The organism is Dyadobacter sp. HNCC25DJ187, from assembly GCF_056895255.1.
The window spans coordinates 1,232,931-1,256,961 of sequence record NZ_JBXHAT010000002.1 but is presented as its reverse complement, the minus strand read 5'-3'; the positions used below and the strand labels follow the sequence as shown (position 1 = coordinate 1,256,961).

Annotated in this window: 18 protein-coding genes; 7 read left to right on the top strand and 11 right to left on the bottom strand. The window is 42.5% G+C overall.

Annotation, left to right across the window (positions count from 1 at the left end):
* The first annotated feature begins 43 nt into the window (after positions 1-43).
* From AC1XUE_RS16260 to AC1XUE_RS16240, 5 genes are all read left to right on the top strand, one after another.
* Complete coding sequence (locus tag AC1XUE_RS16260; RefSeq protein ID WP_483357041.1) at positions 44-457, top strand: DUF1761 domain-containing protein; 414 nt, start codon at positions 44-46, stop codon at positions 455-457.
* Positions 458-585: 128 nt separating this feature from the next.
* A complete protein-coding gene (locus AC1XUE_RS16255) occupies positions 586-1,500 on the top strand; it encodes a hypothetical protein (protein ID WP_483357040.1) in 915 nt (304 codons plus the stop codon).
* Between the two features lie 218 nt (positions 1,501-1,718).
* Entirely contained in the window at positions 1,719-2,609 is an 891-nt protein-coding gene (locus AC1XUE_RS16250; protein ID WP_483357039.1) for a ThuA domain-containing protein, read from the top strand.
* Between the two features lie 51 nt (positions 2,610-2,660).
* Positions 2,661-5,831, top strand: coding sequence for a PVC-type heme-binding CxxCH protein (locus AC1XUE_RS16245; RefSeq protein WP_483357038.1), 3,171 nt, complete (start codon positions 2,661-2,663; stop codon positions 5,829-5,831).
* 204 nt (positions 5,832-6,035) lie between these two features.
* Complete coding sequence (locus tag AC1XUE_RS16240; protein WP_483357037.1) at positions 6,036-9,851, top strand: PVC-type heme-binding CxxCH protein; 3,816 nt, start codon at positions 6,036-6,038, stop codon at positions 9,849-9,851.
* Positions 9,852-9,932: 81 nt separating this feature from the next.
* On the opposite strand, the gene AC1XUE_RS16235 is transcribed toward AC1XUE_RS16240, so the two are convergent.
* From AC1XUE_RS16235 to AC1XUE_RS16215, 5 genes are all read right to left on the bottom strand, one after another.
* Complete coding sequence (locus tag AC1XUE_RS16235) at positions 9,933-10,361, bottom strand: organic hydroperoxide resistance protein (RefSeq protein WP_483357036.1); 429 nt, start codon at positions 10,359-10,361, stop codon at positions 9,933-9,935.
* 30 nt (positions 10,362-10,391) lie between these two features.
* Positions 10,392-10,829, bottom strand: a complete 438-nt coding sequence (locus AC1XUE_RS16230) for a MarR family winged helix-turn-helix transcriptional regulator (protein ID WP_483357035.1) — start codon at positions 10,827-10,829, stop codon at positions 10,392-10,394.
* A 113-nt stretch (positions 10,830-10,942) separates the two neighbouring features.
* Positions 10,943-11,467 carry a ferritin gene (locus AC1XUE_RS16225; RefSeq protein WP_483357034.1) on the bottom strand — a complete coding sequence of 175 codons (525 nt, stop codon included), beginning with the start codon at positions 11,465-11,467 and terminating at the stop codon, positions 10,943-10,945.
* 116 nt (positions 11,468-11,583) lie between these two features.
* Positions 11,584-11,841, bottom strand: coding sequence for a hypothetical protein (locus AC1XUE_RS16220; protein WP_483357033.1), 258 nt, complete (start codon positions 11,839-11,841; stop codon positions 11,584-11,586).
* 514 nt (positions 11,842-12,355) lie between these two features.
* A complete protein-coding gene (locus AC1XUE_RS16215; protein ID WP_483357032.1) occupies positions 12,356-14,029 on the bottom strand; it encodes a glutamine--tRNA ligase/YqeY domain fusion protein in 1,674 nt (557 codons plus the stop codon).
* Positions 14,030-14,189: 160 nt separating this feature from the next.
* On the opposite strand from AC1XUE_RS16215, the gene truA reads away from it, so the two are divergent.
* Positions 14,190-14,951, top strand: a complete 762-nt coding sequence (truA, locus tag AC1XUE_RS16210) for a tRNA pseudouridine(38-40) synthase TruA (RefSeq protein WP_483357031.1) — start codon at positions 14,190-14,192, stop codon at positions 14,949-14,951.
* On the opposite strand, the gene AC1XUE_RS16205 is transcribed toward truA, so the two are convergent.
* The 5 genes from AC1XUE_RS16205 to AC1XUE_RS16185 form a co-directional block, all read right to left on the bottom strand.
* Positions 14,935-15,891 (bottom strand): 3-keto-disaccharide hydrolase, encoded by a 957-nt coding sequence (locus AC1XUE_RS16205; protein ID WP_483357030.1) that lies wholly within the window; start codon positions 15,889-15,891, stop codon positions 14,935-14,937. The two genes, truA and AC1XUE_RS16205, sit on opposite strands and share 17 nt — an antisense overlap.
* Positions 15,892-15,981: 90 nt before the next feature.
* Entirely contained in the window at positions 15,982-17,571 is a 1,590-nt protein-coding gene (locus tag AC1XUE_RS16200) for an aldehyde dehydrogenase (NADP(+)) (protein WP_483357029.1), read from the bottom strand.
* A gap of 92 nt (positions 17,572-17,663) precedes the next feature.
* Positions 17,664-18,626, bottom strand: coding sequence for an AAA family ATPase (locus AC1XUE_RS16195; protein ID WP_483357028.1), 963 nt, complete (start codon positions 18,624-18,626; stop codon positions 17,664-17,666).
* 69 nt (positions 18,627-18,695) lie between these two features.
* The gene (locus tag AC1XUE_RS16190; RefSeq protein ID WP_483357027.1) at positions 18,696-20,066 is read right to left on the bottom strand and encodes a peptidylprolyl isomerase; all 1,371 of its coding nucleotides are present in this window, start codon (positions 20,064-20,066) and stop codon (positions 18,696-18,698) included.
* A gap of 82 nt (positions 20,067-20,148) precedes the next feature.
* Positions 20,149-22,443, bottom strand: a complete 2,295-nt coding sequence (locus AC1XUE_RS16185) for a peptidylprolyl isomerase (RefSeq protein ID WP_483357026.1) — start codon at positions 22,441-22,443, stop codon at positions 20,149-20,151.
* 344 nt (positions 22,444-22,787) lie between these two features.
* On the opposite strand from AC1XUE_RS16185, the gene AC1XUE_RS16180 reads away from it, so the two are divergent.
* Positions 22,788-23,264: a hypothetical protein gene (locus AC1XUE_RS16180; RefSeq protein ID WP_483357025.1), complete on the top strand. Its 477-nt coding sequence runs from the start codon at positions 22,788-22,790 to the stop codon at positions 23,262-23,264.
* On the opposite strand, the gene aqpZ is transcribed toward AC1XUE_RS16180, so the two are convergent.
* Entirely contained in the window at positions 23,261-23,944 is a 684-nt protein-coding gene (gene aqpZ / locus AC1XUE_RS16175; RefSeq protein ID WP_483357024.1) for an aquaporin Z, read from the bottom strand. The two genes, AC1XUE_RS16180 and aqpZ, sit on opposite strands and share 4 nt — an antisense overlap.
* Positions 23,945-24,031: the final 87 nt, after the last annotated feature.

The following is a 24,031-nucleotide window of genomic DNA, read 5'->3' as shown; positions in this document are numbered from 1 at the left end:
GCGTTGGTAGTACCTTTTGATGACCGAATAAACACTCTATAATATGAGAAAACAATCTGTCAATCTTTGGGCCGTGCTTGTGTGTGTGGTGATTTCACAAATTGTACCTGCATTATGGTATGGAGCGTTTTCTGAAACCTGGATAGCCCTTAACGGCTTCACGACGGAACAGGTTCAATCAGCAAATAGTCCTGCTCCTTATCTGGCCAGTATCGTAGCATCTTCTTTTTCGGCCTATACTATGGCCTGGATATTTACTAAAATCCCTGTTAAATCCTTGGTATACGGCTTTCTCATAGGTTTGCTGTTTGGTGTCGTGTTTGTACTATGTCCCCTGACTGTCAAGGATATGTTTTCACTCAGGCCGGTTTTGCTTTCATTGATAGATGGAGGCGTGCAGGTAGGGGTATATGCCACCACAGGTGCAATTCTCGGTGCATGGCGTAAGTATGAGTAGGCTTTATCTGACAATTTTAATTCGTATGTTTCAAAAGAGTATATTTGCCAACTGTTTTTCTATTAATGATGATGAGTAGGTTAAGTACTGAATTTAAGAAGTGTAAACCGCTGACTATGAGATTATAAATGAGAGTATATTGCTGCGTTGTCTTTTTGATACTTATTCTTTCTGGCAGAAAAGGGACAGCCCAGGATCTGATTGTAACCAATGTCGGTGATTCGATTTCGTGCCATATCAGAAAGGAGACCCGTACCGAGGTTCATTTTTCTTATACTCGATATAATCAGGATATCTTCCATAAGTTTGGAAAAGATAGGGTTAGTGCAATTGTATATGGATTTTACGTCAATAGTGACTCACTTCGGGTTTCCCACAAAAATACGGCTGCATCAGGAAAGGAAGACCGGCGGGAACCTAGTGACTTAAAAATTAACCAGACCACCCGTAAAGATACATTGGCATGGATTAAATGGCAGACTGGTGTTCATGTGGGATATGCCCGTCGTTTGTTCAGATCCAAGGTAAGTGCAACCGATTATGAAAGACTTTACGACCAGAAGCTTAAACCTGGTATTTCAGCTGGAGCAGATGTCTTTTATTTCCCCTGGAAAAGTGTTGGTTTAGGAATGAGATATGATCTATATAGTAATCGTGCAGAGCGAGATATACGAACCCATGATCATGTGACTATCCAGTTTCTGGGATTGGGTGTTGCTCATCGAAAAATGTTTCCTAACCAATCTACTGCCATTTTAACTTCGTTTATGGTTGGTTACCAGCCTTATCGCAATAGGGCGCGTTATATAGGGCAGGATTATAAATTAAGTGCCGACACGATGGGATGGGCTGTAAGTGTAGGTATCGACCATCGTATTGCCAAAAAATTAGCTGTTGGATTGACAGGCAATTGCATGCTTGGAAATGTTTTTAAATTCAATAAGACATACAAAGGACGTACAGAGGTTGTCAATCTCTCTCATCATGAGCTGGAAGACCTGTCGCGAGCATCGATTACACTTGCCCTAAGATTTGTTCAATAAATCGTCTCGGTTCTCTTATCAATAATAGTCGGCTACCAGGTTCTTCTGCGATTACGCGTAAATGCTTTTGGTATAAAGTAAGGGATAATTTGGATTTTTTAGTCTAGGTTATACTATGCATAAGAATCTCTCAATTAATTTGGAAGCTGTTATGGTAGATTGAATACCTGCCGGTCTTCAAAATAGTACAAAGCCTTTTACCAATATCACCTACACAAATGAGCACAAGAATCCAGGCCATTTCCAGGTCATTAGCCCTTATTGTTATTTGTTCAGTTTTGTTTTCAATTCAGTCCTTTTCTCAGTCAAAAAAGACATCCAAATCGGGAAAACCACTCGTTGTATTTGTAACCGGTGACCATGAGTATAGTGGTGAAGAAACGCTTCCTGTTATTGCTGCTGAGCTGGAGAAAAACTATGGTATGAGAACGGTAGTATTGAAAGCATATCCGGATCACAATTCTGAGAAAAATATTCCCGGACTGGAAGCACTTAAAGATGCAGATCTGGCTGTGTTCTATCTGCGGTGGCGGCAACTTCCTAAGGAGCAACTCGTAATGATAGAGGAGTATTTGAAAAAGGCAAAGCCCGTAATCGGTTTTAGAACTACTACCCATGCATTCAATTTCCCAAAAGATCATGAAAGTGTTAAATGGAATGCATTCGGTGAATTTGCGTTGAATGCACCTCCGGGTTGGGGTGGAAAAGCAGCGCATACCCATTATGGTCATCATAGTAGTACAGACGTAACTGTTATACCCGAGCAAGCAAAAAATCCACTTTTGACTGGGGTTGATCCTTCATTTCATGTACGTTCATGGTTGTATCGCGTTCTGCCCGACTATCCGGTAAAAGGCTCTACCTGGTTATTAATGGGTAAAGCAGTAGATCCTGATAAGGCCGCTATTGATAACCCCGTTGCATGGACAGGTACCAATTCATTTGGAGGAAAAGTATTCATGACCACACTCGGCCATCCTGAAGATTTCAGACAGGAAGGTTTTCAGCGATTGATAATCAATGCAATTCATTGGGGAGTAGATAAAAAAATACCTGATCCCTGGAAAGGCAAAATGGATATTCAGGTTCCTTATCGTGAGCCTAAATAGTTGTAAAACAGATTTTATTGTTGCGAATATTTGATGCTAATTATATTTACCATGACTAAACCCGGAAAGAGTAGAATTACAGGATTGCTGCTGGTGATTGCGATTGGAATTGTTGCATTCAGCGCTTTCCAGTTTTATCAATCACAAACATTGCGGCTTCAAAAGGGATCCAGGATTGTTCTGTTAGGAAATAACCTGGGTTCAAGAATGATGAACTATGGACATTTCGAAACAGAAATGCAACTGCGCTATCCCGACTATTCTTTGTTTATCAGGAATATGAGTGACGGTGGAGATACGCCGGGTTTCAGGCCTCATGCAAGCAGAGATCTTCCATGGGCATTTCCGGGAGCGGAGAAGTTTCAGACCGAGCTGGCAACCAACTCATCCAGTGAAGGACATTTTGAATCGCCTGATCAATGGCTGACCAGATTAAAGGCTGATGTGATTATTGCCTTTTTTGGATACAACGAGTCGTTCAATGGAAAAGCTGGATTGGCTAATTATAAAGCTGAATTGGATGCATTTGTAAAGCATACACTTGCACAGAAATACAACGGAACTGCCGTTCCTCAGTTAGCATTGGTTTCTCCGATCGCTTTTGAAGACTTGTCTGCAAAATTCGATTTGCCGAACGGTAAAAAAGAGAATGAAAATATTGCTTTGTACGCAGAAGCGATGAAGGAAGTTGCTGACAATAATAAGGTTTTATACGTAGATGCCTTCACACCATCGCAAAAATGGTATGCCTCTACCTCTGAAGATCTCACAATTGACGGCTCTCAATTGAATGATGAAGGCTATAAAAAACTCTCCGTGTTGCTGTCTGATCAGATTTTTGGCAAAGGGAAAGCGAAAACGGAAGCAAACCGTAAACTGGTAAAGGAAGCTGTTCTGGAAAAAAACTGGATGTGGCACAACGACATTAAAATTCCGAATGGTGTACATGCATATGGCCGTCGTTACAATCCCTTCGGACCTGATAACTATCCTGCAGAAATAGAAAAAATCCGACAGCTTACAGCTATCAGAGATTCGGCTATCTGGCTTGCTGCTTCAAAAGGACAGAAATTTGATCTGAAAGCTGCCGATAAGAACACGGTTAAACTTCCCGAAGTTAAAACCAATTTTAATCCTGAGAAGAACGGAAGTCTGGAATACCTCTATGGCGAAAAAGCATTGAAATCGCTGAAGGTGCCGGATGGATATAAGATAGAACTATTTGCTTCGGAAGAGGAATTTCCGGATTTGGCGAAACCTATGCAGATGTCGTTTGATAATAAAGGTCGTCTCTGGATTGCTACCATGCCAAGTTATCCGCATTACAAGCCCGGTGATTCAAAACCTAACGATAAGATTATCATTCTGGAAGATACCAATGGTGATGGGAAAGCAGACAAACAAACTGTTTTCGCAGACGGACTTCATCTGCCGGTAGGTTTTGAGATTGCTCCTGAGGGTGTTTATGTTTCTCAGGGAACAAATCTTAAATTGTATGTTGATACCGACGGAGACGGCAAGGCAGATAAAAGTGAGATTCTGCTGAGTGGATTTGATGACCACGACACGCACCACAACAGTCATGCATTTACTGTGGATCCTTCCGGTGCCATTTATTCGGGAGAGGGAGTGTTCCTGCATACCAACGTTGAAACTTCGTATGGCCCTGTACGTGCAACTAATGGTGGTTTCTACCGCTACAGCCCGCAGCTGAAAAAGCTGGAACGTACTGCCCAGCTATCCATTCCAAATCCATGGGGCATTGCTTTTGACGATTGGGGACAACCATTTTTTGCTGAGACTTCAAGTCCTGACGTAAGATGGATGATGCCCGGAAGTGTATTGCCACGCTATGGAGAAGCTACACATAAATCGGTACAGCTGATCGAAGATGCGCACCGTGTTCGTCCTACATCGGGTTTGGAATTCGTTTCAAGTCGTCATTTTCCTGATGAATTGCAAGGAGATATGTTGATCAACAATACCATTGGCTTTTTGGGAACAAAAGAACATACCTTAAAAGATGAAGGTACCGGCTATAAGAGCAAGCACAGAATGGATCTGGTAGTAAGTGACGACAAAAACTTCCGACCGGTAGATATGGAATTTGCTCCGGACGGTTCTTTGTATGTGATTGACTGGCACAATATCTTAATCGGACACATGCAACATAATGCACGTGATCCTTTACGCGACCACTCGCATGGACGTGTTTACCGTATTACGTATCCATCGCGACCTCTGGTAAAACCTGCTAAAGTAGATGGTGCCACTATTGCGGAATTGCTGGATAATCTTAAGTTGCCTGAATACAGAACCCGCTATCGGACACGTCGTGAGTTACGCGGCCGTGATACGAAGGAAGTATTGGCAGGTGTAACCAAGTGGGTGGCAGCGCTGGATAAAAAAGATCCTCGTTACGAGCATCATGTGTTGGAAGGACTTTGGGTAACCTGGGGAATGAATAAAGTAGATCAGAAGCTGCTGAAGCAAATGCTGAATGCTAAGGATTATCATGCACGCGCCGCGGCGGTGAACGTAGTAAGGTATACCGGACATCAGGTGGCGGATCAGGCCGAGTTACTTATGCAGGCAGCAAAAGATGAACATGGAAGAGTACGACTTGCTGCGATTGTGGCCGCATCCTGGCTTCCTAAGGAAAAGGGTTTGCCAATTTTAGCAGAGGCGAAAAAGAAACCGTTGGATGACTGGATGATTCATGCGTATGAAGCAGCTCTGGCTCATATAAGTGGATTGCCTGTGAAAAAAGAAAAGGAGGTTGTAGCTAAAACAGGCTTGAGAGGCAGAGATCTTGAAATGTTTAATATGGGAAGGGAGATCTATGCGAAAGAAGGTTATTGCGCTACATGCCACCAACCGGATGGAAAGGGACTGGCTTCGTCTGGGTTCCCTCCATTGACACCCAACAAATGGGTGAATGGTAGTGATGAACGTTTGATTAAACTGGTATTGAAAGGACTACTTGGTCCGATCGAAGTGGATGGTAAAAAATATCCAGGGCAAGTCCCCATGACGCCATTTGGTGGATTGCTGAATGATCAGGATGTAGCTGCAGTGCTAACTTATGTGAGAAATTCATTCGGTAACCAAGGGAAACCGATCACTACAGCGCAGGTAAAAAAGGTAAGGGATGAAACAACGGCTAAGGAAGACTTTTATTCTCCTGAACAATTGCTGAAAGAATATCCGTTGGAGAAATAATCCTTTCATTAAAGGAAGTAAAACAAGTCCGTTTCAATTTGCTTTGAAGCGGACTTGTTTGCTTTTAGTTACTTGCTAATCCACTCCGTCTTCGTCGCCATGCGGTGGGGTTTTATGCATTAAGTTATTTTTTAATATCTATAATTAAAATTAGATAAAAATTAACTTTATAAAGTTATTGGTTTGTATTTATTTCTTCTCATTATGTCAAAATCTTTACCCATTCTGGCCCTCTTCCTGTTACTGAACTTAGGCTATCTTTTCCGGCAAACAGAGGTAAAAAGATTAGCAACATCGGATGCAGAAATACAGCTCCATATCGTTCAGGATACTACAGCTGAGACCATCAGTATTTTCAGAGGCTCAGAATCTAAACCTATTCTGGTTCAAAATGCAAAGGCTAATTTCAGACCTTTTTTGCATCCGATTATAGCCCCCGATGGCAAAGGTATATTGACGGAATATAGTCCGGGGCATCATAAGCATCAGACAGGTATTTATTGGGGATATACAAGGGTGAATGGCAGAGATTATTTTCATCATCCTGAGGGAGACTATTGGAAGCGTGTATCTGCTACAGCTGCTGAAGATAAAGGGGAGACTGTAAAGTGGCAAACCGTATATAACCTTCTTGATTCCACAGGTAAGGCGGTTTTGACCGAAACACAAAACTGGTCTATGCGAGAAAAAGATGGGAAATACTTGCTGGATCTGGAATGGAATGGTGAAGCGCAGACTAACGTAACAATAGGAAAGTATGATTACGGTGGGCTGTTTGTAAGAATGCCGTGGAAGCAAGGAATAAAGGGCGAGGTGGTCAATACTGCCCGTCAGCGTAATGAAAAAGCGGAGGGGCAGGCCGCTATGTGGGTTGATATTGGTATGCAGTTGGAAGGGCGCAATGATATGGCTCATATAGCCATTTTGGATCACCCTGAGAATAAAGGATATCCACAAACATGGCGAGTCGACGGACAATTGGGTGCAGGCCCTGCTCGTGCACGTAAAGCTGACTGGCATATTAAAAAAGGTGAAACTGAAGTCATCAAACATGAATTGGTAATTTATACAGGTGAACTTAATGATGTTGCACTCAATAAAACTTTTGGCGAATTCATCGGAAATAGCGGTCAGTATAACACTGCTGCGCTTTGGGCAATTGCACAAAAAGAAGGAAGAGAAGCTAAGTTTCTGAGTGCTCAGGAAGCTGTAGCGGCTATGACTATCAAAGATGGATATATGGTCAACGCCTGGGCATCTGAGCCTATGATGACCCAGCCTATGGCATTTTGCTGGGACGACCGCGGACGTATGTGGATCGCTGAAAACAGAGATTATGAGTCAAGAGGAAAAGGATTTTCCAATGCAGGCGATAGTCGTATACTAATACTGGAAGACACAGATCATGATGGCGTGGTGGATAGCCGAAAGGTCTTTATGGAAGGTATTGCATTTCCTTCTGCCATAGCGGTTGGTTTCGACGGTGTATTTATAGGCGCTCCGCCCAACCTACTATTTGTTCCCGATCGAAATAAGGATGATAAGGCCGATGTGGATGATATTGAGGTTCGGTTAACTGGCTGGGGAATCAGGGATCGTCATGAAACCATCAATAGTTTTCATTGGGGGCCAGATGGCTGGTTATATGGCTTGCAAGGGTTTGCAACTCCCTCGAAAGTGGGGAAGCCAATTGGAAAGGGGAAATTGTACAAGCACAAAGATCCGTTTCCGGATGACACTCTGAAAGAAGGGGTGGACATCAATGGCGGTGTTTGGCGCTATCATCCTACAAGGGATAAATTTGAAGTAGTGGCGCATGGGTTCAGTAATCCCTGGGGGATAGACTATGATGCAAAGGGTCAGCTTTTGATGACAGCCTGTGTAATTCCTCACCTTTGGCACGTAGTTCCGGGTGGTATTTATCACCGCCAGGGAGGACAGCATTTTAATCCCTATGTCTATAATGATATAAAAACAATAGCTGAACACAGTCATAGGTCAGCGCATGGAGGGGCGCGGGTCTATCTTTCTGATGCCTTTCCTGAATCAGAACGTGGGAGAATTTTTATGGCTAACATTCATGAACACGGGATCTTATCTGATATTCTTGAAAAGCGGGGCTCTGGATTTACCGGTAAACATGGAGATGATTTTATGATGGCTAATAATGCACAATGGGTAGGTTTTAGCATGGAAATAGGCCCGGAAGGGGGATTGTACGTACTAGACTGGCATGACGCAGACATTTGTGGATCTGATGTTTTAAATTCAGAAACAGGAAGGATATTCAGGATTATGCCCAAAAAATCACTGGCAGAAAACTGGGAAGGAAGATATAGTGATCTGGATACATGGAGTGATGAGAGGCTGGCCGATCTGCAAACCAGCAAAAGTGAATGGCATGCACGGAGAGCTCGTATTATCTTACAAAACAGAGCTTCTAAAGGTAAATTTTCCAAAAGCGCTTTTGATAAACTGGTTGATATTTACAGGAGTAGCAGCAATTCAGATTATCGCCTTCGCGCCATGTGGGCATTACAGGTGACGGGTCGGTTGGAGGAAAAAGATCTATTGTTTGCGCTTTCTGACAAGGATCAGTACGTGCGTGCATGGGCAGTTCAGTTTTTGTGTGAAAATAAAACAGCTTCATCGGTGGCTATTACGAAGTTTGAAAACATGGCACTTGACGATCCGTCAGCTACGGTGCGATTGTATCTGGCATCTGCGCTGCAGCGCATGAAACCAGAATTTCGCTGGAGAATCGCAGAAGCATTGCTGGGACATGCAGAAGATCGTAATGATCATAATCTGCCAAAAATGATTTGGTACGGCATAGAGCCTCTTGTAAAAGCTAATCCTGCACAGGCACTTGAACTGGCATCAACCTGTAAGATGCCGATGGTCAGTAATTTCATAGCTCGTCGTGTAATGGATGCCGATGCAGTTGAAATACTTTTAACTGCGATAGCGAAAAAACCGGCTAACCAAATCGATTTGCTGGAAGGTATGCGGGATGGTCTTGAAGGGCGCTCTGATGTAAAGACACCCGTAAATTGGAAGTCTGTGTATGCACAACTGAAACAGGCCGGTGGAAAACCTGCATCATTATCTACAGAATTAGCACAGCATTTTGGTGATACCGAAGCGGCGAAAGCATATTTGGCAACTCTGAAAAATATCAAGGCGTCGGCAAGTCAACGACAGAAGGCGTTGCAGTCTCTGGCTTCCCGGCAACGGCCTGAACTTGTGAAAGAACTACCTGCGCTGCTTGGTACAACTGCTTTGCGTTTTGATGCGATCAGGGCAATTGCTAATTATGACCAGGAATCTCTAGGCAAATTATTGCTTGAAAAATACCACAACTTTAATCCTGAGGAAAAAGCTGAAGCAATTCAAACTTTGGCATCACGGCCCAAATATGGTTGGCTTCTTACTCAGGCCATTTCCAAAAAGACTATTGCTAAAAAGGATGTTCCGACTTACGTAGCACGCCAGCTGCGTCGGGTTGTCGGGAGTGGTTTTGTTGAAGTTTGGGGACCTATCGATCACGTAGCCTTCGATGAAAAGTCATATACCAAGTACAGAAAATTGCTGACAGATCAGGCTGTCGCGGTAGCGAGTCCCAATAACGGGAAGCTGATATTTAGCAATACCTGTGGTCCATGTCACAAAATGTACGGGGAAGGAGGGATTATAGGACCAGATCTGACAGGATCAAACCGAAGAAATCTTGATTATCTGCTGGGAAATATACTGGATCCAAGTGGAGAAATTCAGGATGACTACAAAATGGTAGTAGTTACCACCCGTGATGGAAGAACGTATGTTGGTAATATTGCAAAGGAAACTGAGCGACAAATTACACTACGTATTGTAGGACAGGATGCAGTGCTATTGAATAAGTCAGATATACAGACAAGGGAAACTACGCCTACATCTATGATGCCTTCCGGATTATTGGAATCCCTGTCAGATAAAGAAATTACAGAATTGGTCGCTTTTCTGCGAACAACCAGGTAGGCTATATTATTTTAAAATTAAAAAACTGCCCCGTTTCAATATAGGTTTGACACGGGGCAGTTTTTAGGTTATTAATGCTGATTAGTTGTTTGTGCCAGTCTTCAATGTCACTTCTACATTTCCACGTGTAGCATTAGAGTAGGGGCATACCTGATGCGCTTTGGCAACCAGTTCTTCCGCTGTAGTCTGGTCTACTTCTGGTATATTCACTTCCAGTGTTACGATAAGGCCAAATCCCTCAGATTCATTTTTACCTATGCCGACATGCGCAGTAACAGTCGTAGTTCCGGTTTTTACTTTCGCTCCACGTATTACCAGTGTGAGGGCACTGTCAAAACAGGCAGCATATCCTGCAGCAAACAATTGTTCAGGATTGGTGTAGGCGCCACCAGCTCCTCCCAATTCTTTGGGTGTTTTTACTTCCAGGTCCAATACGTTATCGGATGAAACAACTTTTCCGTTTCTGCCACCAGTTGCCGTTGCCGAGGCGGTATACAATGCGTTAATCATAATTTGTAAAGATTAGTTTAATGTTAATTCTTAAGCTGGCTCCAGCTGATTGAGCTTTTCCAGCATTCCGGTCGCTAGTTTGCGCATCTGTTCCATTTCTTCATAAGACATTTTAAGACTGCACATGATGTCATTAGGTACTTCTGACCCCATTTCTTTCAGGTCTTTTCCAATATCGGTGAGTTCAATCAGGACGACACGTTCATCTTCCTGCGAACGGTTGCGGGTAATCAAATGCCGTTCCTGAAGCTTCTTTAATAGTGGAGAAAGCGTTCCTGAATCAAGCATAAGTCTTTCTCCCAGCATTTTCACAGACAGCTTCTGTTCCTCCCAAAGCACAAGCATCACCAGATATTGAGGGTAGGTCAATCCCATCTTGTCAAGGATAGGGAGATAATGACTTGTTATTTTCCGGGAAAGCGCATAAAGCGGAAAGCAAAGTTGGTTTGATAGCTTTAAGAGTTCCATGGTTACTTTATTAATTGCATAAAATTAAATTGTATAAAATTAAATTGCAACTAAAGGCACAAAAAAAGCTGCTCAGTGAATAGCAGCTTTCTTTGTGTAATGTGAATTTCGAATTAATTATCCGAACCGATTTTCGCAACTGCTTTGTCGATTTGGTAACGACCAATTCCTTCTTCTCCGATCACATCGAATAGTTCAATAGCACGACGTGCATTATCTTCTTCTTCGATTTGCTCGTTAACAAACCACTGCAGGAAGTTCTCAGTTGCATAATCTTCTTCTCTGCGGCTCTGCGTTACGATTCTGTTGATCGCATGAGTCACCGCGATTTCGCTTTGTAATGCCGATTCAAATACATTTCTGAATGAACCAAACTCTTGCTTCACGGCTGCAACTTCAGGAGATACCGCTGTACCACCTACAGTCATGATATAGTTAAAGATCTTCAGCATATGTTCGCGCTCTTCGTTAGATTGCTTCATGAAGTAAGCAGCGCTGTTTTTATAACCGTTGCGGTCGCACCACGACGCCATAGCCAAATATTTAGCAGAAGCTTCAGCTTCCATTTTTACCTGATTATTCAATAATATTTCTATTTCCTCTTTAAGGGAAGTCCGTTGTCTAAGTAGGTCTTTCATGATATATATTTATTATTATGCTTCGTATTGATAAGCACAAATATCAGCGGAAAGTTCAGTATTGCAAGCAGGTAGGGAAAATTTGGAATTGGTCTAAAATGAAGGGAATGAGCTATTTAGACTAATTCTGACTCTGAATAAAGTACTTCATGCAACATCGAATTTAATTCAATAGCAAAGTGAGTACCATTTACCAGATCACGTAGTTGGATCAGTTCACAAAGCGTTAGCTTTTTGTAAATATTCACTTGTGGAGCTTCAACAAACTCATAATCAGACTCATCAGAAAGATCAAATAGCCTGCTCTGAATATCTATTTTGTTAATGAATCTACGAAAGTTGAGGAAATCCTGTATACGGAAAGAAGCTTTCATATCAGCAAAACTCAAAATAATCCGTGAACTGTTATCACACTGATAGCTGAAACCTTTTGGGGTACTGAACAATTCGTTATGGAAATTCACTTCAATCCGGCGTTTGTATTTTAAAATCCTGTCACAAAGATAGTTTCAAACCCAATTGAATGCAAGTTTATTTAAAAGCATTCTAATTATATTTTGGTTAGAAAAGATTGCGACGCGTGAATATAGAAATAGAGTAAATGAGATAAGTGATTACATGCCTACGACACTTATGCTCATTTGTTGATATTGATTTGCTGCCGATATGATATCCCTGACGGAATTATCTGTTTCGACTCATCCCACCTACACCTGAATTTCCTGATAGCTATGCTGGAAATCCCTTTGGGGGTGAAATTTCGGTAGTATATGGACAGGTCTAAGACTTCAGAAGGTACGTAAGAGCCCTTCAACAAAAAAGCACGCAATCCAGTCGTTGCGTGCTTTGCGTAAATCTTAATTCTTTTGCCTGAAACCTCTGACAAACCTATTTCTCGACCGCTTTGGCCCAGTTGTCACGTAACGTTACTGTGCGGTTGAAAACAGGCTTTTCAGCTGTGCTATCTGTATCTGTTGCAAAATATCCCTTGCGCAGGAACTGAAACGAATCACCAGCTTGTGTATCCGCAAGTGCAGGTTCCGCATAACCAGTAATGATTTCCAGAGATTCAGGATTGATATAATCTTTAAAATCTCCTTCCTCTGTAGATACATTTTCAACAGAGAACAATCTGTCATAGAGTCTGATCTCTATCGGAACGGCATGCTCAGCTGATACCCAATGCAGCGTTCCTTTTACGTTGATGCCGGTCGTATCCTGACCACTCTTGCTATTTTCTAAATATGAGCAATGAACTTCGGTAATTTCACCACTTTCATCCTTTATGAAAGTATCACACTGAATGATGTAAGCACCTTTCAGTCTTACCATTTTTCCAATTGCAAGTCTGAAGTACTTTTTAGCAGGAGTTTCCATGAAATCCTCTTTTTCAATCAGAATTTCTCTCGTGAAAGGAATGTCGCGCATACCTGTTGATACATCTTCCGGATTGTTTTCGGAATGACACATTTCGGTAACCCCCTCCGGGAAGTTAGTAATTACAACCTTTAGAGGATCCATTACTACCATGCGACGAAGTGCTTTTTTGTTCAAATCCTCGCGAACACAGAATTCAAGTAAGCCAACATCAATCATATTTTCACGACGTGCAACTCCAATACGGTCACAGAAATCGCGAATACTTGCAGCTGTGAATCCTCTTCTGCGCATGCCGCTGATGGTAGGCATACGCGGATCGTCCCAACCGTTTACATGGCCGTCCTGTACCAGTTGCAATAGCTTTCTTTTACTGGTTACGGTATAGTTAAGATTTCTGCGCGCAAACTCATATTGATGCGAAGGGTAAATTTCCAACTTCGCGATTAACCAATCATATAACTCACGATGCGGAGCAAATTCCAGGGTGCAGATCGAGTGCGTTACCGTTTCAATGGAATCACTTTGTCCGTGTGCAAAATCGTACATCGGATAGATGCACCATTTGTTGCCTGTCCGGTGATGATGTGCATGTTTGATACGATACAGAATGGGATCACGCATCAACATATTGATGTGTGCCATATCGATTTTGGCACGTAAGGTGCGGCTTCCATCCGGGAAATCGCCGTTTTTCATTTGCTCGAAAAGTGCAAGATTTTCTTCTACCGTTCGGTCGCGGTATGGACTATCTTTACCTGGCTCTGTCGGCGTACCTTTCAGTGCTGCAATTTCTTCGGAAGTGGAGTCATCTACATAAGCCAATCCTGCATGGATAAACTTCAGGGCAAATGCATAAAGCTGATCAAAATAATCGGACGCATAGAGCTCGTTCTTCCACTCAAAACCCATCCAGCGTATGTCATTTTTTATACTTTCAACATATTCAGTATCTTCAGTGACTGGGTTGGTGTCGTCGAAGCGGAGGTTAGTATACCCCGGAAATTTCTCTGTTAAGCCGAAATTGAGACATATACTGGAGGCATGTCCTATATGCAGGTAGCCATTCGGTTCAGGCGGAAAACGGGTGATAATTTGCTCGTACTTGCCTGACTGTAAGTCAGCCTCAATAATTTCTTCTATGAAATTCAGGTTCTTCTCTTCTTTTTTTTCTTCCGTGATCATACTTGGCGTGCCATTTTTCAATTGACAAAGTTAATGTTCTTAAGTTCAACCCGAAAATATTTTATTTTGTTACTTTTTGCACAGGTTTTCCCGCTCTGTAATCCAAAGCTTAAATCATTGTTTTATACAATAATTGGCGGTATTCTTATACTTTTGTGGTATGCGTTATTTTATTGAACTCGCCTACAAGGGAACTGCCTATAATGGTTGGCAAAAACAAAACAATGCACTGGGTGTGCAACAGGTTATTGAAGAAGCGCTTGGTAAAGTGTTAAGGAGGCCTATCGAAATCATAGGAAGCAGTCGTACAGATACCGGCGTTCATGCAGAGGAGCAATATGCACATTTTGATTCTGAAGAAATTCCGGATATTACATCTATCGTATACAAGCTCAATGGAATAATACCCTATGACATTGCCATCAAAAATATATTTTCTGTTCCTGATGATACCAATTCAAGATTCGCTGCCACACACCGCCGGTATGAGTACAGGATCTGCAGGAGAAAAAATCCCTTTTTAGTGAATTTGGCTTACACCATGAAGGGTGAGGTTGATATAGAAAAAATGAATAAAGCAGCAGCTTTATTGCTGGAATATATTGATTTCGAGAGTTTTAGTAAAATTCATACCAATGTTAATAATTTCAGATGCAGTATTTCCAAAGCGATATGGGAGCAAAGAGGGGACATGCTGATCTTCCATGTTCAATCCAATCGCTTTCTGAGAGGAATGGTGAGGGCTTTGGTCGGCACATTGCTGGATGTAGGTAAAGGGAAGCGAACGGTAGCCGACTTTGAAGCATTGATAAAAGCAAGAGACAGAAAAAAAGCCGGCGCACAGGCACCAGCTGAAGGACTTTTTTTAGTAGAAGTAGGCTATCCCGCCGAATTACTTCCTCCAGTTATTTTGCCGGGGTAATTACAATATTCCGGTATTCTACGGGACCATGATCTCCCTGAATAAGCAAGGGACCAGGTTCTCCCTCATTACTGTCCAGGGCCCCCCCAGTAATACCGGGTATTTCCTGATTGGTAATAACCTGCTTGCCGTTTGCTACAAGTGTCAGCATTCGACCGATGAGGGTGATGTCAAGCGTGTTCCATTCACCTGCCTCCTTGGCAACCATTTCGCTTGGTACAAGAAATCCGTAAATTGCACCCATCTGATCCAGAGCAGGTTCCATTCCTTTACTATCCGTTACCTGTACCTCATAACGTCCTCTAAGATATACACCACTGTTACTTCCTTTCGGAATACGGAATTCAATATGTAGTTTGAAATCGTCGTACTTGGTTTCTGTAATCAGATTTGCACCCGATTTAGGACTTTCCAGAACACCATTTTTTACAATCCACTGGTTTGTACCAAGTGCCTTCCAACCTGATAAGTCTTTTCCATTAAAAAGTGTAACAGGTTTTCCCCATACAGGAGGTTTAGTTCTTTTTAGTGAAGGAGCACGTACGCCTGTCCAGTTATGGGTTTTGCCCTCACTGGTTGTCAAAGTGCCGGTAAGTTTGTCACCAGCAAGTGTGCCTTCTACCCGAAGATCTTCTGATCCTTTTTCCCACTGAGGGGGAATTGCAAAACTCAGTTTCCCATCCTTAAAGTTAACTCTGGATATAGGACGGGCACTTCCCGAAGTTCCGGTAAATTGGCCTATCAGCATAGTATGGCCAGAATGCCGTACCTCCAGCCACGATGGCAACGGTTTGCCATCCACATCTATGGTGATATCCCAACGACCTTCAATGGGTGCTGCAGCCATTAGAATTTTTGTATTCCCATCTGCATAAATATTGTTGGTCTGTGCTGATAAAAGTGACAGACAAATAAGTGCAGTACCAAGTTTTTGATTCATAGTTTTGGTTAAAAAGTTTAGGTTACCAAATTACTAATAATTTAATATCAGTTCTGCTGATAATGAATTATTAGTTTCAATGCCCGGCAGCTAGACAGCATCCCTGGTCAGTACATTATTAACAAGGCGATAAATTCCGAGTGGATTTGCACTTTTAAGCTCCTGTGGAAGTAGGGTATCCGGCCAATCCTGATAGGATTGAGGACGAACAAAGCGTAAAATAGAATGTCTTCCTACTGAGGTAAACTGACTGATACTAGCTGCTGGAAACGGCCCGCCGTGATGCATAGAAGGACAGACTTCCACGCCCGTTGGCACGCTGTTGATAATGAATCTGCCAGATATTTTACCCAACTGCCTTACGATCTCCGGATAACTACCTACTGCCTCTTGGGTCGTCATGAGAGAAGCTGTAAGCTGGCCTTTGAGTTTTGATATGGCATGAAATACTTCCTTCGTATCTCTGCAAACAACAAGTAGTGAGAAAGGACCAAATACCTCTTCCTGTAACTTCGGATTTTTGATAAATGCCTCGCCTGAAACCTGCAAAACTGTTGCCTGAGATTGATTATGCAGATCAGAAGTTTGATCGGATTGGGCTAATACGCTTACCTGATCTTCTTCTTTTGCTTCATTTTTCAGTTTATGAAACGCCTTACAAATTCCGGCAGTCAACATGGTGGCAGGCACAGTAGCCATGATTTCCTCTGCATACTTTTGTTTAAATTCGCTAAACCCGGGAGTGTCCGTGACAAAAACAATTCCGGGATTGGTGCAGAACTGGCCTGCTCCTAGTGTTACTGAAGAAGCCAGTGTTTTGGCCAGTTGATTTGCATTATCTTTCAGATACTCCGGAAGAATGACGATCGGGTTCACACTTCCCATTTCAGCATAGACAGGTATAGGCTCCTCTCTTTCCTGAGCCAGTTTATAAAGTGCCATTCCTCCCTTGAATGAGCCTGTAAAACCAACGGCTTTGCTTGCGGGGTGTTTTACCAATTGCGTACCGACTTCGAAACCATTGTCATACAGCATTGAAAATACGCCCTCAGGCATACCAGTTCTTTGGGCAGCTTTTACAATAGCTTGCGCCGTAAGATCACTTACACCCGGATGAGCAGCGTGTGCTTTCACGATAACCGGGTTTCCCGCGGCCAAGGCAGGACCCGTGTCAACACCAGCAACTGAATAGGCAAAAGGGAAATTACTGGAACCAAAAACAATGACTGGTCCAATGGGAATATGCATCTTCCGAAGGTCAGGTTTGGGAGCCGGAGAACGATCCGGTAGCGCGGTGTCAATGCTGGCATCTACCCAAGAGCCTTCACGGATCAGATCGGCAAACTGTGTAAGCTGTGTAATCGTTCTGGCTCGTTCTGTATGCAGCCTGGACAGTGGAAGGCCGGTTTCTAAATGAGCCCGGTCAATCAATTCGTCACCTAACTCCATCATTTCTTCAGTAATCGCGATCAGAAAATCGGCTCGTTGCTGAGCGGTTATTTTGGAGTAGGCGTCAAACGCTTTTTCTGCGAGTAGAATCGCTTTTTCTGTTTCAGCGCCCGTGGCAGTGTGAAATTTCTCAGGAAGGTATTGATCCTGTGCTGGTAGATAGGACTGGAATGTTTTTTCTCCGTCAGCTGATAGAGAATAACCTATGAAATTTTTTCCCTGAATGGACATATCAAACTGAATTTTAATTTTAACACTAAAAAAAATGCCAATCTGTGGTAGATTGGCATTTCTGAATTGAATTTTATGTGCGCATCACCAACCTATACAAGTCTTGTGATGATGTCTTCTACTGAAATTCCTTCGGCTTCGGCTTTGAAATTCCGTATGATACGGTGTCTCAGAACAGGAAGAGCTACTGCTTTTACGTCCTCTACATCAGGTGAATACTTACCAGATAACAGTGCGTTACATTTAGCAGCAAGAATGAGCGCCTGTGAAGCACGGGGACCAGCACCCCATTCCAGATAATCGCCTGTTTCTTTAACCGCATGAGTTGATCCCGGCCTAGTTTTATGAACCAGTTTCACGGCATACTCGATAACATGATCGGTTACGGGCACGCGGCGAACCAAATGCTGAAACTCCAGGATTTCTTCTGCGGTAATTACCTCGTTGACCTGCTTGCGTACATCATTGGTTGTATTTTTAACAATACTTACCTCTTCTGAATACGAAGGATAGTCGAGTTGAATCATAAACATGAAACGGTCGAGCTGTGCTTCGGGCAGTGGATAGGTACCTTCCTGTTCAATAGGATTTTGCGTAGCCAGTACAAAAAACGGACGGTCCAATGGATGTTTTACACCAGCAATTGTTACTGAGTATTCCTGCATCGCTTCCAATAGTGCGGACTGTGTTTTGGGCGGCGTACGGTTGATCTCATCCGCGAGAATGATATTGGCAAACACAGGGCCTTTAATGAATTTAAAGTTCCGGTTCTGATCTAGTGTCTCTGACCCCAGAATGTCAGAAGGCATCAGATCCGGGGTAAACTGTATACGATTAAAATTCAGATCGAGCGATGAGGCAATCGTTTGAATAAGCAATGTTTTAGCAAGTCCGGGAACTCCTACCAGCAGGCAATGTCCCTGGCAAAAGATGGCGGTCAGTAGTTTCCTGACGACATCATCTTGTCCTGTAATCACTTTACCTATTTCACCACGAATTTTTTCATAAGCTATTTTCATAGCTTCAGCAGCTTCAACGTCCGATGAGTACTTCACAATGTTTAGATTTAGTTTCTTAAAACTGGCATAAATTCAGGAGCTCTGCGGGATGTTTGGTCACCGTTGTCAGGAGTCGTCTCCGTGCTCCAGCCCCAGAATTTTACAATCTTTATATTCTGGTTCAACGCTGATGAATACGTCACCCTGTGCTTTTTGGAACCATTCTTCCAGCGCATTATTTCGTTTGTTGCTCAATACAATATCTGCAATTTTTTCGTAATCGTCACGTAAGTTGGCTGTATGTGGTTCATTTTTGCTCTTATACCACAAGATCCGCATAGCACTGGATCCGTCGTCCATACGATAAGAGATTGGCATACTGATATCACCTACCTTCATCGTATCTATTGCAAAATAAAGCGCGGGATCCATAGAAGCATCCAATGTCAAATGTGCCTGACCTGTGTTGCGATCCTGCAATAGGCCACCTGCTTCGGCATTTTCTTTGTCTTCGGAATTGTCACGCGCAGCTCTTGCAAACTTGAGGGTATCACTTGTTATAAGTGTACGCAGACTGTCCAATACCTGTTTGGCAGAGGTCATATCAGTACCCTTATTATAATCCGGTCTTAGCAGGATATGGCGGGAGTGGTATTCGGCTCCTCTGGTTTCAATCAGTTTAATAAGGTGAAAGCCGTACTGCGATTCGATAATCCCCGACATTTCGCCTGGTTTCAGAGCCAGGGCAGCACCTTCAAATTCCGGAAGCATGGCCCCACGTTTCGCGAACCCCAGATCTCCACCGTTTTTGGCAGATCCTAAGTCTTCTGAATAGATCTGAGCGAGCATAGCGAAATCTTCGCCCTTTTCAGCTCTTGCTTTTAAATCCTGTAATTGGTTTACCAGCTTTTCTTTTTGCTCTTTTGTTACTTTTCCTTTACGAACAATATGTCCAATCTCCACCTCAGCAGGAATGTATGGCAAACTATCCTTCGGGATGGAATTGAAGAACTTCCGAACTTCATTAGGTGTGATTTTGACGTTACCAGAAATGGTACGCTGCATTTTTTCAACGACTTTCTGGTCCTTAACCTGATTTCTCAGTTCTGTTTTCAGGTTCTCAATGCTTTTGCCATAGGCTTCCACAATGTTTTTCTCTGAGCCGAAGCGTTGAATCATATAGCTCATTTTGCCATCCAACTCGTTATCAACCTCTTTATCATCAACGGTTACTGAGTCAATCTCAGCTTTTGCAAGGAGCATTTTGTTGATAATCAAAGATTCAAGTAACTGGCATTTTTCCGGTGGTTTTTGGCCATTTGCCTTGTAGCTGGAATACATTTCTTCCAGTTCAGAGCTCAGAATATAGTGGTTGTCAACCCGAGCTATAATTTTGTCAATCGTGACACCTTTTTGTCCTTGTCCGTAGCTCAGCAGACCTGAACCTAGTGATAGAATTGCAAACAGACCAATTGCAATCAGTTTATTTATATTCATATTGATTATTAAGTTCTTCTCTTTAAAGGAGTGTTTGGGTTTCAGCTGTTACCAATTACATTTCAAAATGCTAAAGTACATTTTAACGCTTGATTTTTTGTAATTCTTCCTGATTCACTTTTACGGGATATCTTTCATGTAATTGCGAAATCCACTGTTTTTCGAGTTCTTTCTGATAACCATTGATCACACTGCCGCGCGCTTCCATGAAGGTTTTGATTCTTGCCGGTTCAATCGCATCAATTTTGATCCAAAGAGCTTTATTATTTCCTGCAACAAGCTGCTCTCCGGTTTGCCATTTTATATTGGTTAACAAAGGGTTTTCTCTGGTAAAATATCCTTCGCTGATGATAACGTTTTCGTCTCCCCCGCCATTGTAGGTCTTTTCTACATCTTTGCGCGAATTGCTGAAAAATTGAAAGCTGATTCTTCTGTTTCTTGCAAGCTCCGTTGATGGACGGAACGAGCCATAGTCCTTCTCAATGATTCTGATTAATGAAATATTCTTTGAACTCAGGTATTTCACTATGTTTTTAATGCGGCTTGCCGACATGGACTCAGGTTCAGAAGCAGATCTGTAACCTGCGATTTCTACCAGGTAGTCAGGATTTGCTTTCATTACAGCAAAGAGTTCTGATAATTCTTCACTTTGCTGTTTACTCAAATCATTAATTCCCTCAGCAAAAAGTAATTCAATTCCTTTTCTTTCCAGTTTATAAGGGCTTTGAGCAAGTGTTTGCCTGATCGTGTTGATTGTTTGTGTGTCCGGTGCTGAAACAAGGGTTGCTTTTACTCGTTCGGGCATTGGAAAGTTTACCTTGTTTTTTTCATAAAAACGAACCTGACCTAGTGAATCAGTCAGGGATTTCTGCCACACATTTTGCTCCATCACCTGTGATAATAACACTCCTTCTTTTATTTCGTTAATCAGACTACGGAACTCAGCGCTCGATTCTTCCAGATGAGCTCTTTCGTATTGAGCCAGTTTCGCTGTAAGATAATCATCATAATACTTTTTGAAGACAATTCCAGCGAAAGATCCTTTAGGTTTGCCTTTCTGAATCCGTTTGACCTCATTCAGAAATTCCAATGCATAGTATGGCTGAAGTTCAATCGTAAAAAGTTTCGTAGTTGACCAGTCTGCACCAACAGCTCTTGCATAATCCCATTTTCCGGTCAGTAAACTACTATCGGCCAGTACTGAAAGGGAATTCCAGGCATCAGCAAATTCTTCAACCTTAAACTTCTTCCGTAAACGAAGGGCATTTGACTGATCCAATGCTCTTCCGCGGGTATCAGTCACTACTTTCTGGCGTAGGGAAGGAGCCATATTGGCATAGGTCTCAATGTTTTTCTTTTCAACGAGCCTGATGATATGCCATCCATACATTGTTTTCACAGGCTTTGAGTAACTGCCCGGTTTACTCAATGCAAACGCAGCTTCCTCCACTTCCGGTACCATTTGCCCGGTTCCAAATAAGGGTAACAATCCTTTATTTCTTTTTGACTGGATATCGGTAGAGTATTCATCCACGACACTTTGCCAGTCGGCGCCTTCTTCAAGTTTTGAATACGCATCCTGGATTGCTTTTTGAGCAACTTCCTTTTGAACAGGTGTAGCTGTTGAGTCCATGCGAATCATGATATGAGCCACCTGCACCATTCCGCGACTGCTTCTTTTGTCTGTTACTTTAATCAGGTGATAACCTGTTTTGGTACGGATTGGCTGAGACACCTTTCCGGGAGCCAGACTGTAGGCCGCGTTTTCAAATGGGTAGATCGTTTGAAAAGCTGTAAAATACCCAAGGTCCCCCTTATTTGTTTTAGCGGATGGATCAGCAGAAAAACGAGATGCCAACTCACCAAAGTCTGAGCCTTCTTCCAGTCTGCCTCTCAAAGCGATTGCTGCTCTATAGGCTTGTAAAGTATCGGCAGGAGAAGCATCTTCAGGTACACTTATCAAAATATGAGATGCTCTTACTTCTTGTTTCAATCGGTTGTAAGCTTCTGTAGCCAGCTTTTCAATCATTGGCTTATCCGTCAGAAAGTTCTTAGCGAGTTGTTCACGGTACGAGCTGATTTCTTCATTAAAAGCAGCCGTGGTATCTCTTCCTTCATTTTTTGCCTGTAAGACTTTTATTTTCAGGTCTGTATACAAGGGCAGGTATTCTTCCGGAGTCAGCGTTTTCAATGAATCAGCAGCTGCCTTATTTTTTTCGTATGATTCAGTAAATTCTGATGGAGAGAAGTCACTAGCTCCGATTTTGACCAATGACGGGGTTTCTGAGGTTGCCACTACTTGATTGGAAGCAGGTTTTCGGCAGGCAGTAACAGCACAGGTAATAAGCAGAGCGTGTATTAAGCGGGGTTTAAACATATTAATCCAAAATTCGTAAACTGGTAATAGCCTCGTATAAGAATATAAACTCTTTCAAGGGATTTCTATTATAACAAAGGCAGCAAAGTTAGCCTCTTTCCTTTCAGTTTAAAAATGTAACCAGGACAGAGCGTTCATAAAAGCGTGATAAGTGGGTATTAAATAGCCCATTCCTTTGTATTTACTGATACGCACATAACAGGAATACTGTTACAACATGACCTTTACTTTTTATTTATGGAAAAAATGAATGAAAACTTACACTTATCCAATTTGTAGTTTGTTATGTAGATTCCGGGCACAATTATGTTGTCACTCATGGTATCATAATAACGCGGAGAGATATGGAACAGGAAGCAGCAAGGGAGTTTGTGAGTAAAGTAGCTATACTTTGGAAGGCACAGCGTGTAAGAGCATCTCTATACCGGGAGGCATTGCAAAAAGATAATATAGGGTCTCTACGAAAAACATTGAGTCAGGGATACTTTAGTGCTCTTTTATTTCAGAAGGAAATACAAGGCATATATGATTACATAAAGTGTTTGTTCACTGACGAGGATCTGAGTAATAAACATTCGGATACGACATTCAGTAATCAGCTGGCAAACGTAGAGGAAGGAAGTCAGATTGTAAAACATCTGATGAATATAGAATCAACGGTTCTTCAATCCTATCAATCACTTGAGAGTCATCTTGAATATGTGACCGATGTAAAGCATATTCTAACTGACCATTTGGAAAGGATTTCTGAATTTTACAAAATCCTTTCCAAATATCAACACGATCATTACGGGCATGTGGTGATCAGAGGTGCAGCTTAATTGTCATCTGTATTAATTAATTTATAGACAATGGCTGCCACTGCGGCGCCAGCAACTGGAGCAACAATGAAAAGCCATAACTGCTCCAGTGCCCAACCACCTACGAATATCGCTTGGCTGATGCTTCGCGCAGGATTCACAGAAGTGTTAGTGACAGGAATACTGATGAGGTGGATAAGCGTAAGTGCCAAACCGATAGCTAAGCCAGCGAAACCCGGCGCACTTTTACGATCTGTTGCTCCCAAAATCACGATAAGAAATATAAATGTCATGACAAACTCGGTAATGAGTGCAGCATTCATACTGTATTTGCCGGGTGAATGAGCACCATATCCGTTGGCTGCAAAATCACCGATTGCACTTCCGTTACCAGTAACTATCATTTGCAGAACGCCTGCTGCTACAAGTGCTCCAAGTATTTGAAAGATAATATATGGAATCAAATCTTTGGCAGAGAATCGTCCTCCTAACCACAAGCCTACAGAAACAGCCGGGTTAAGATGAGCTCCTGAAATATGTCCCAGCGAGTAAGCAATGGTGACTACAGTAAGACCAAAGGCCAGGGAAACGCCTAATAGGCCTATCCCTACTTCCGGAAATGCAGCTGAAAGTGCGGCACTACCACAACCGCCCAGAACGAGCCAAAATGTTCCGATGAATTCTGCTAAATACTTTTTCATATTTCTTATAGTGTTTGTGATTGTTTCAGCCTAGACGACAGGAGGCTATTAATAGTCACATTTTTATATAAGAAATTGAAGTAGAAT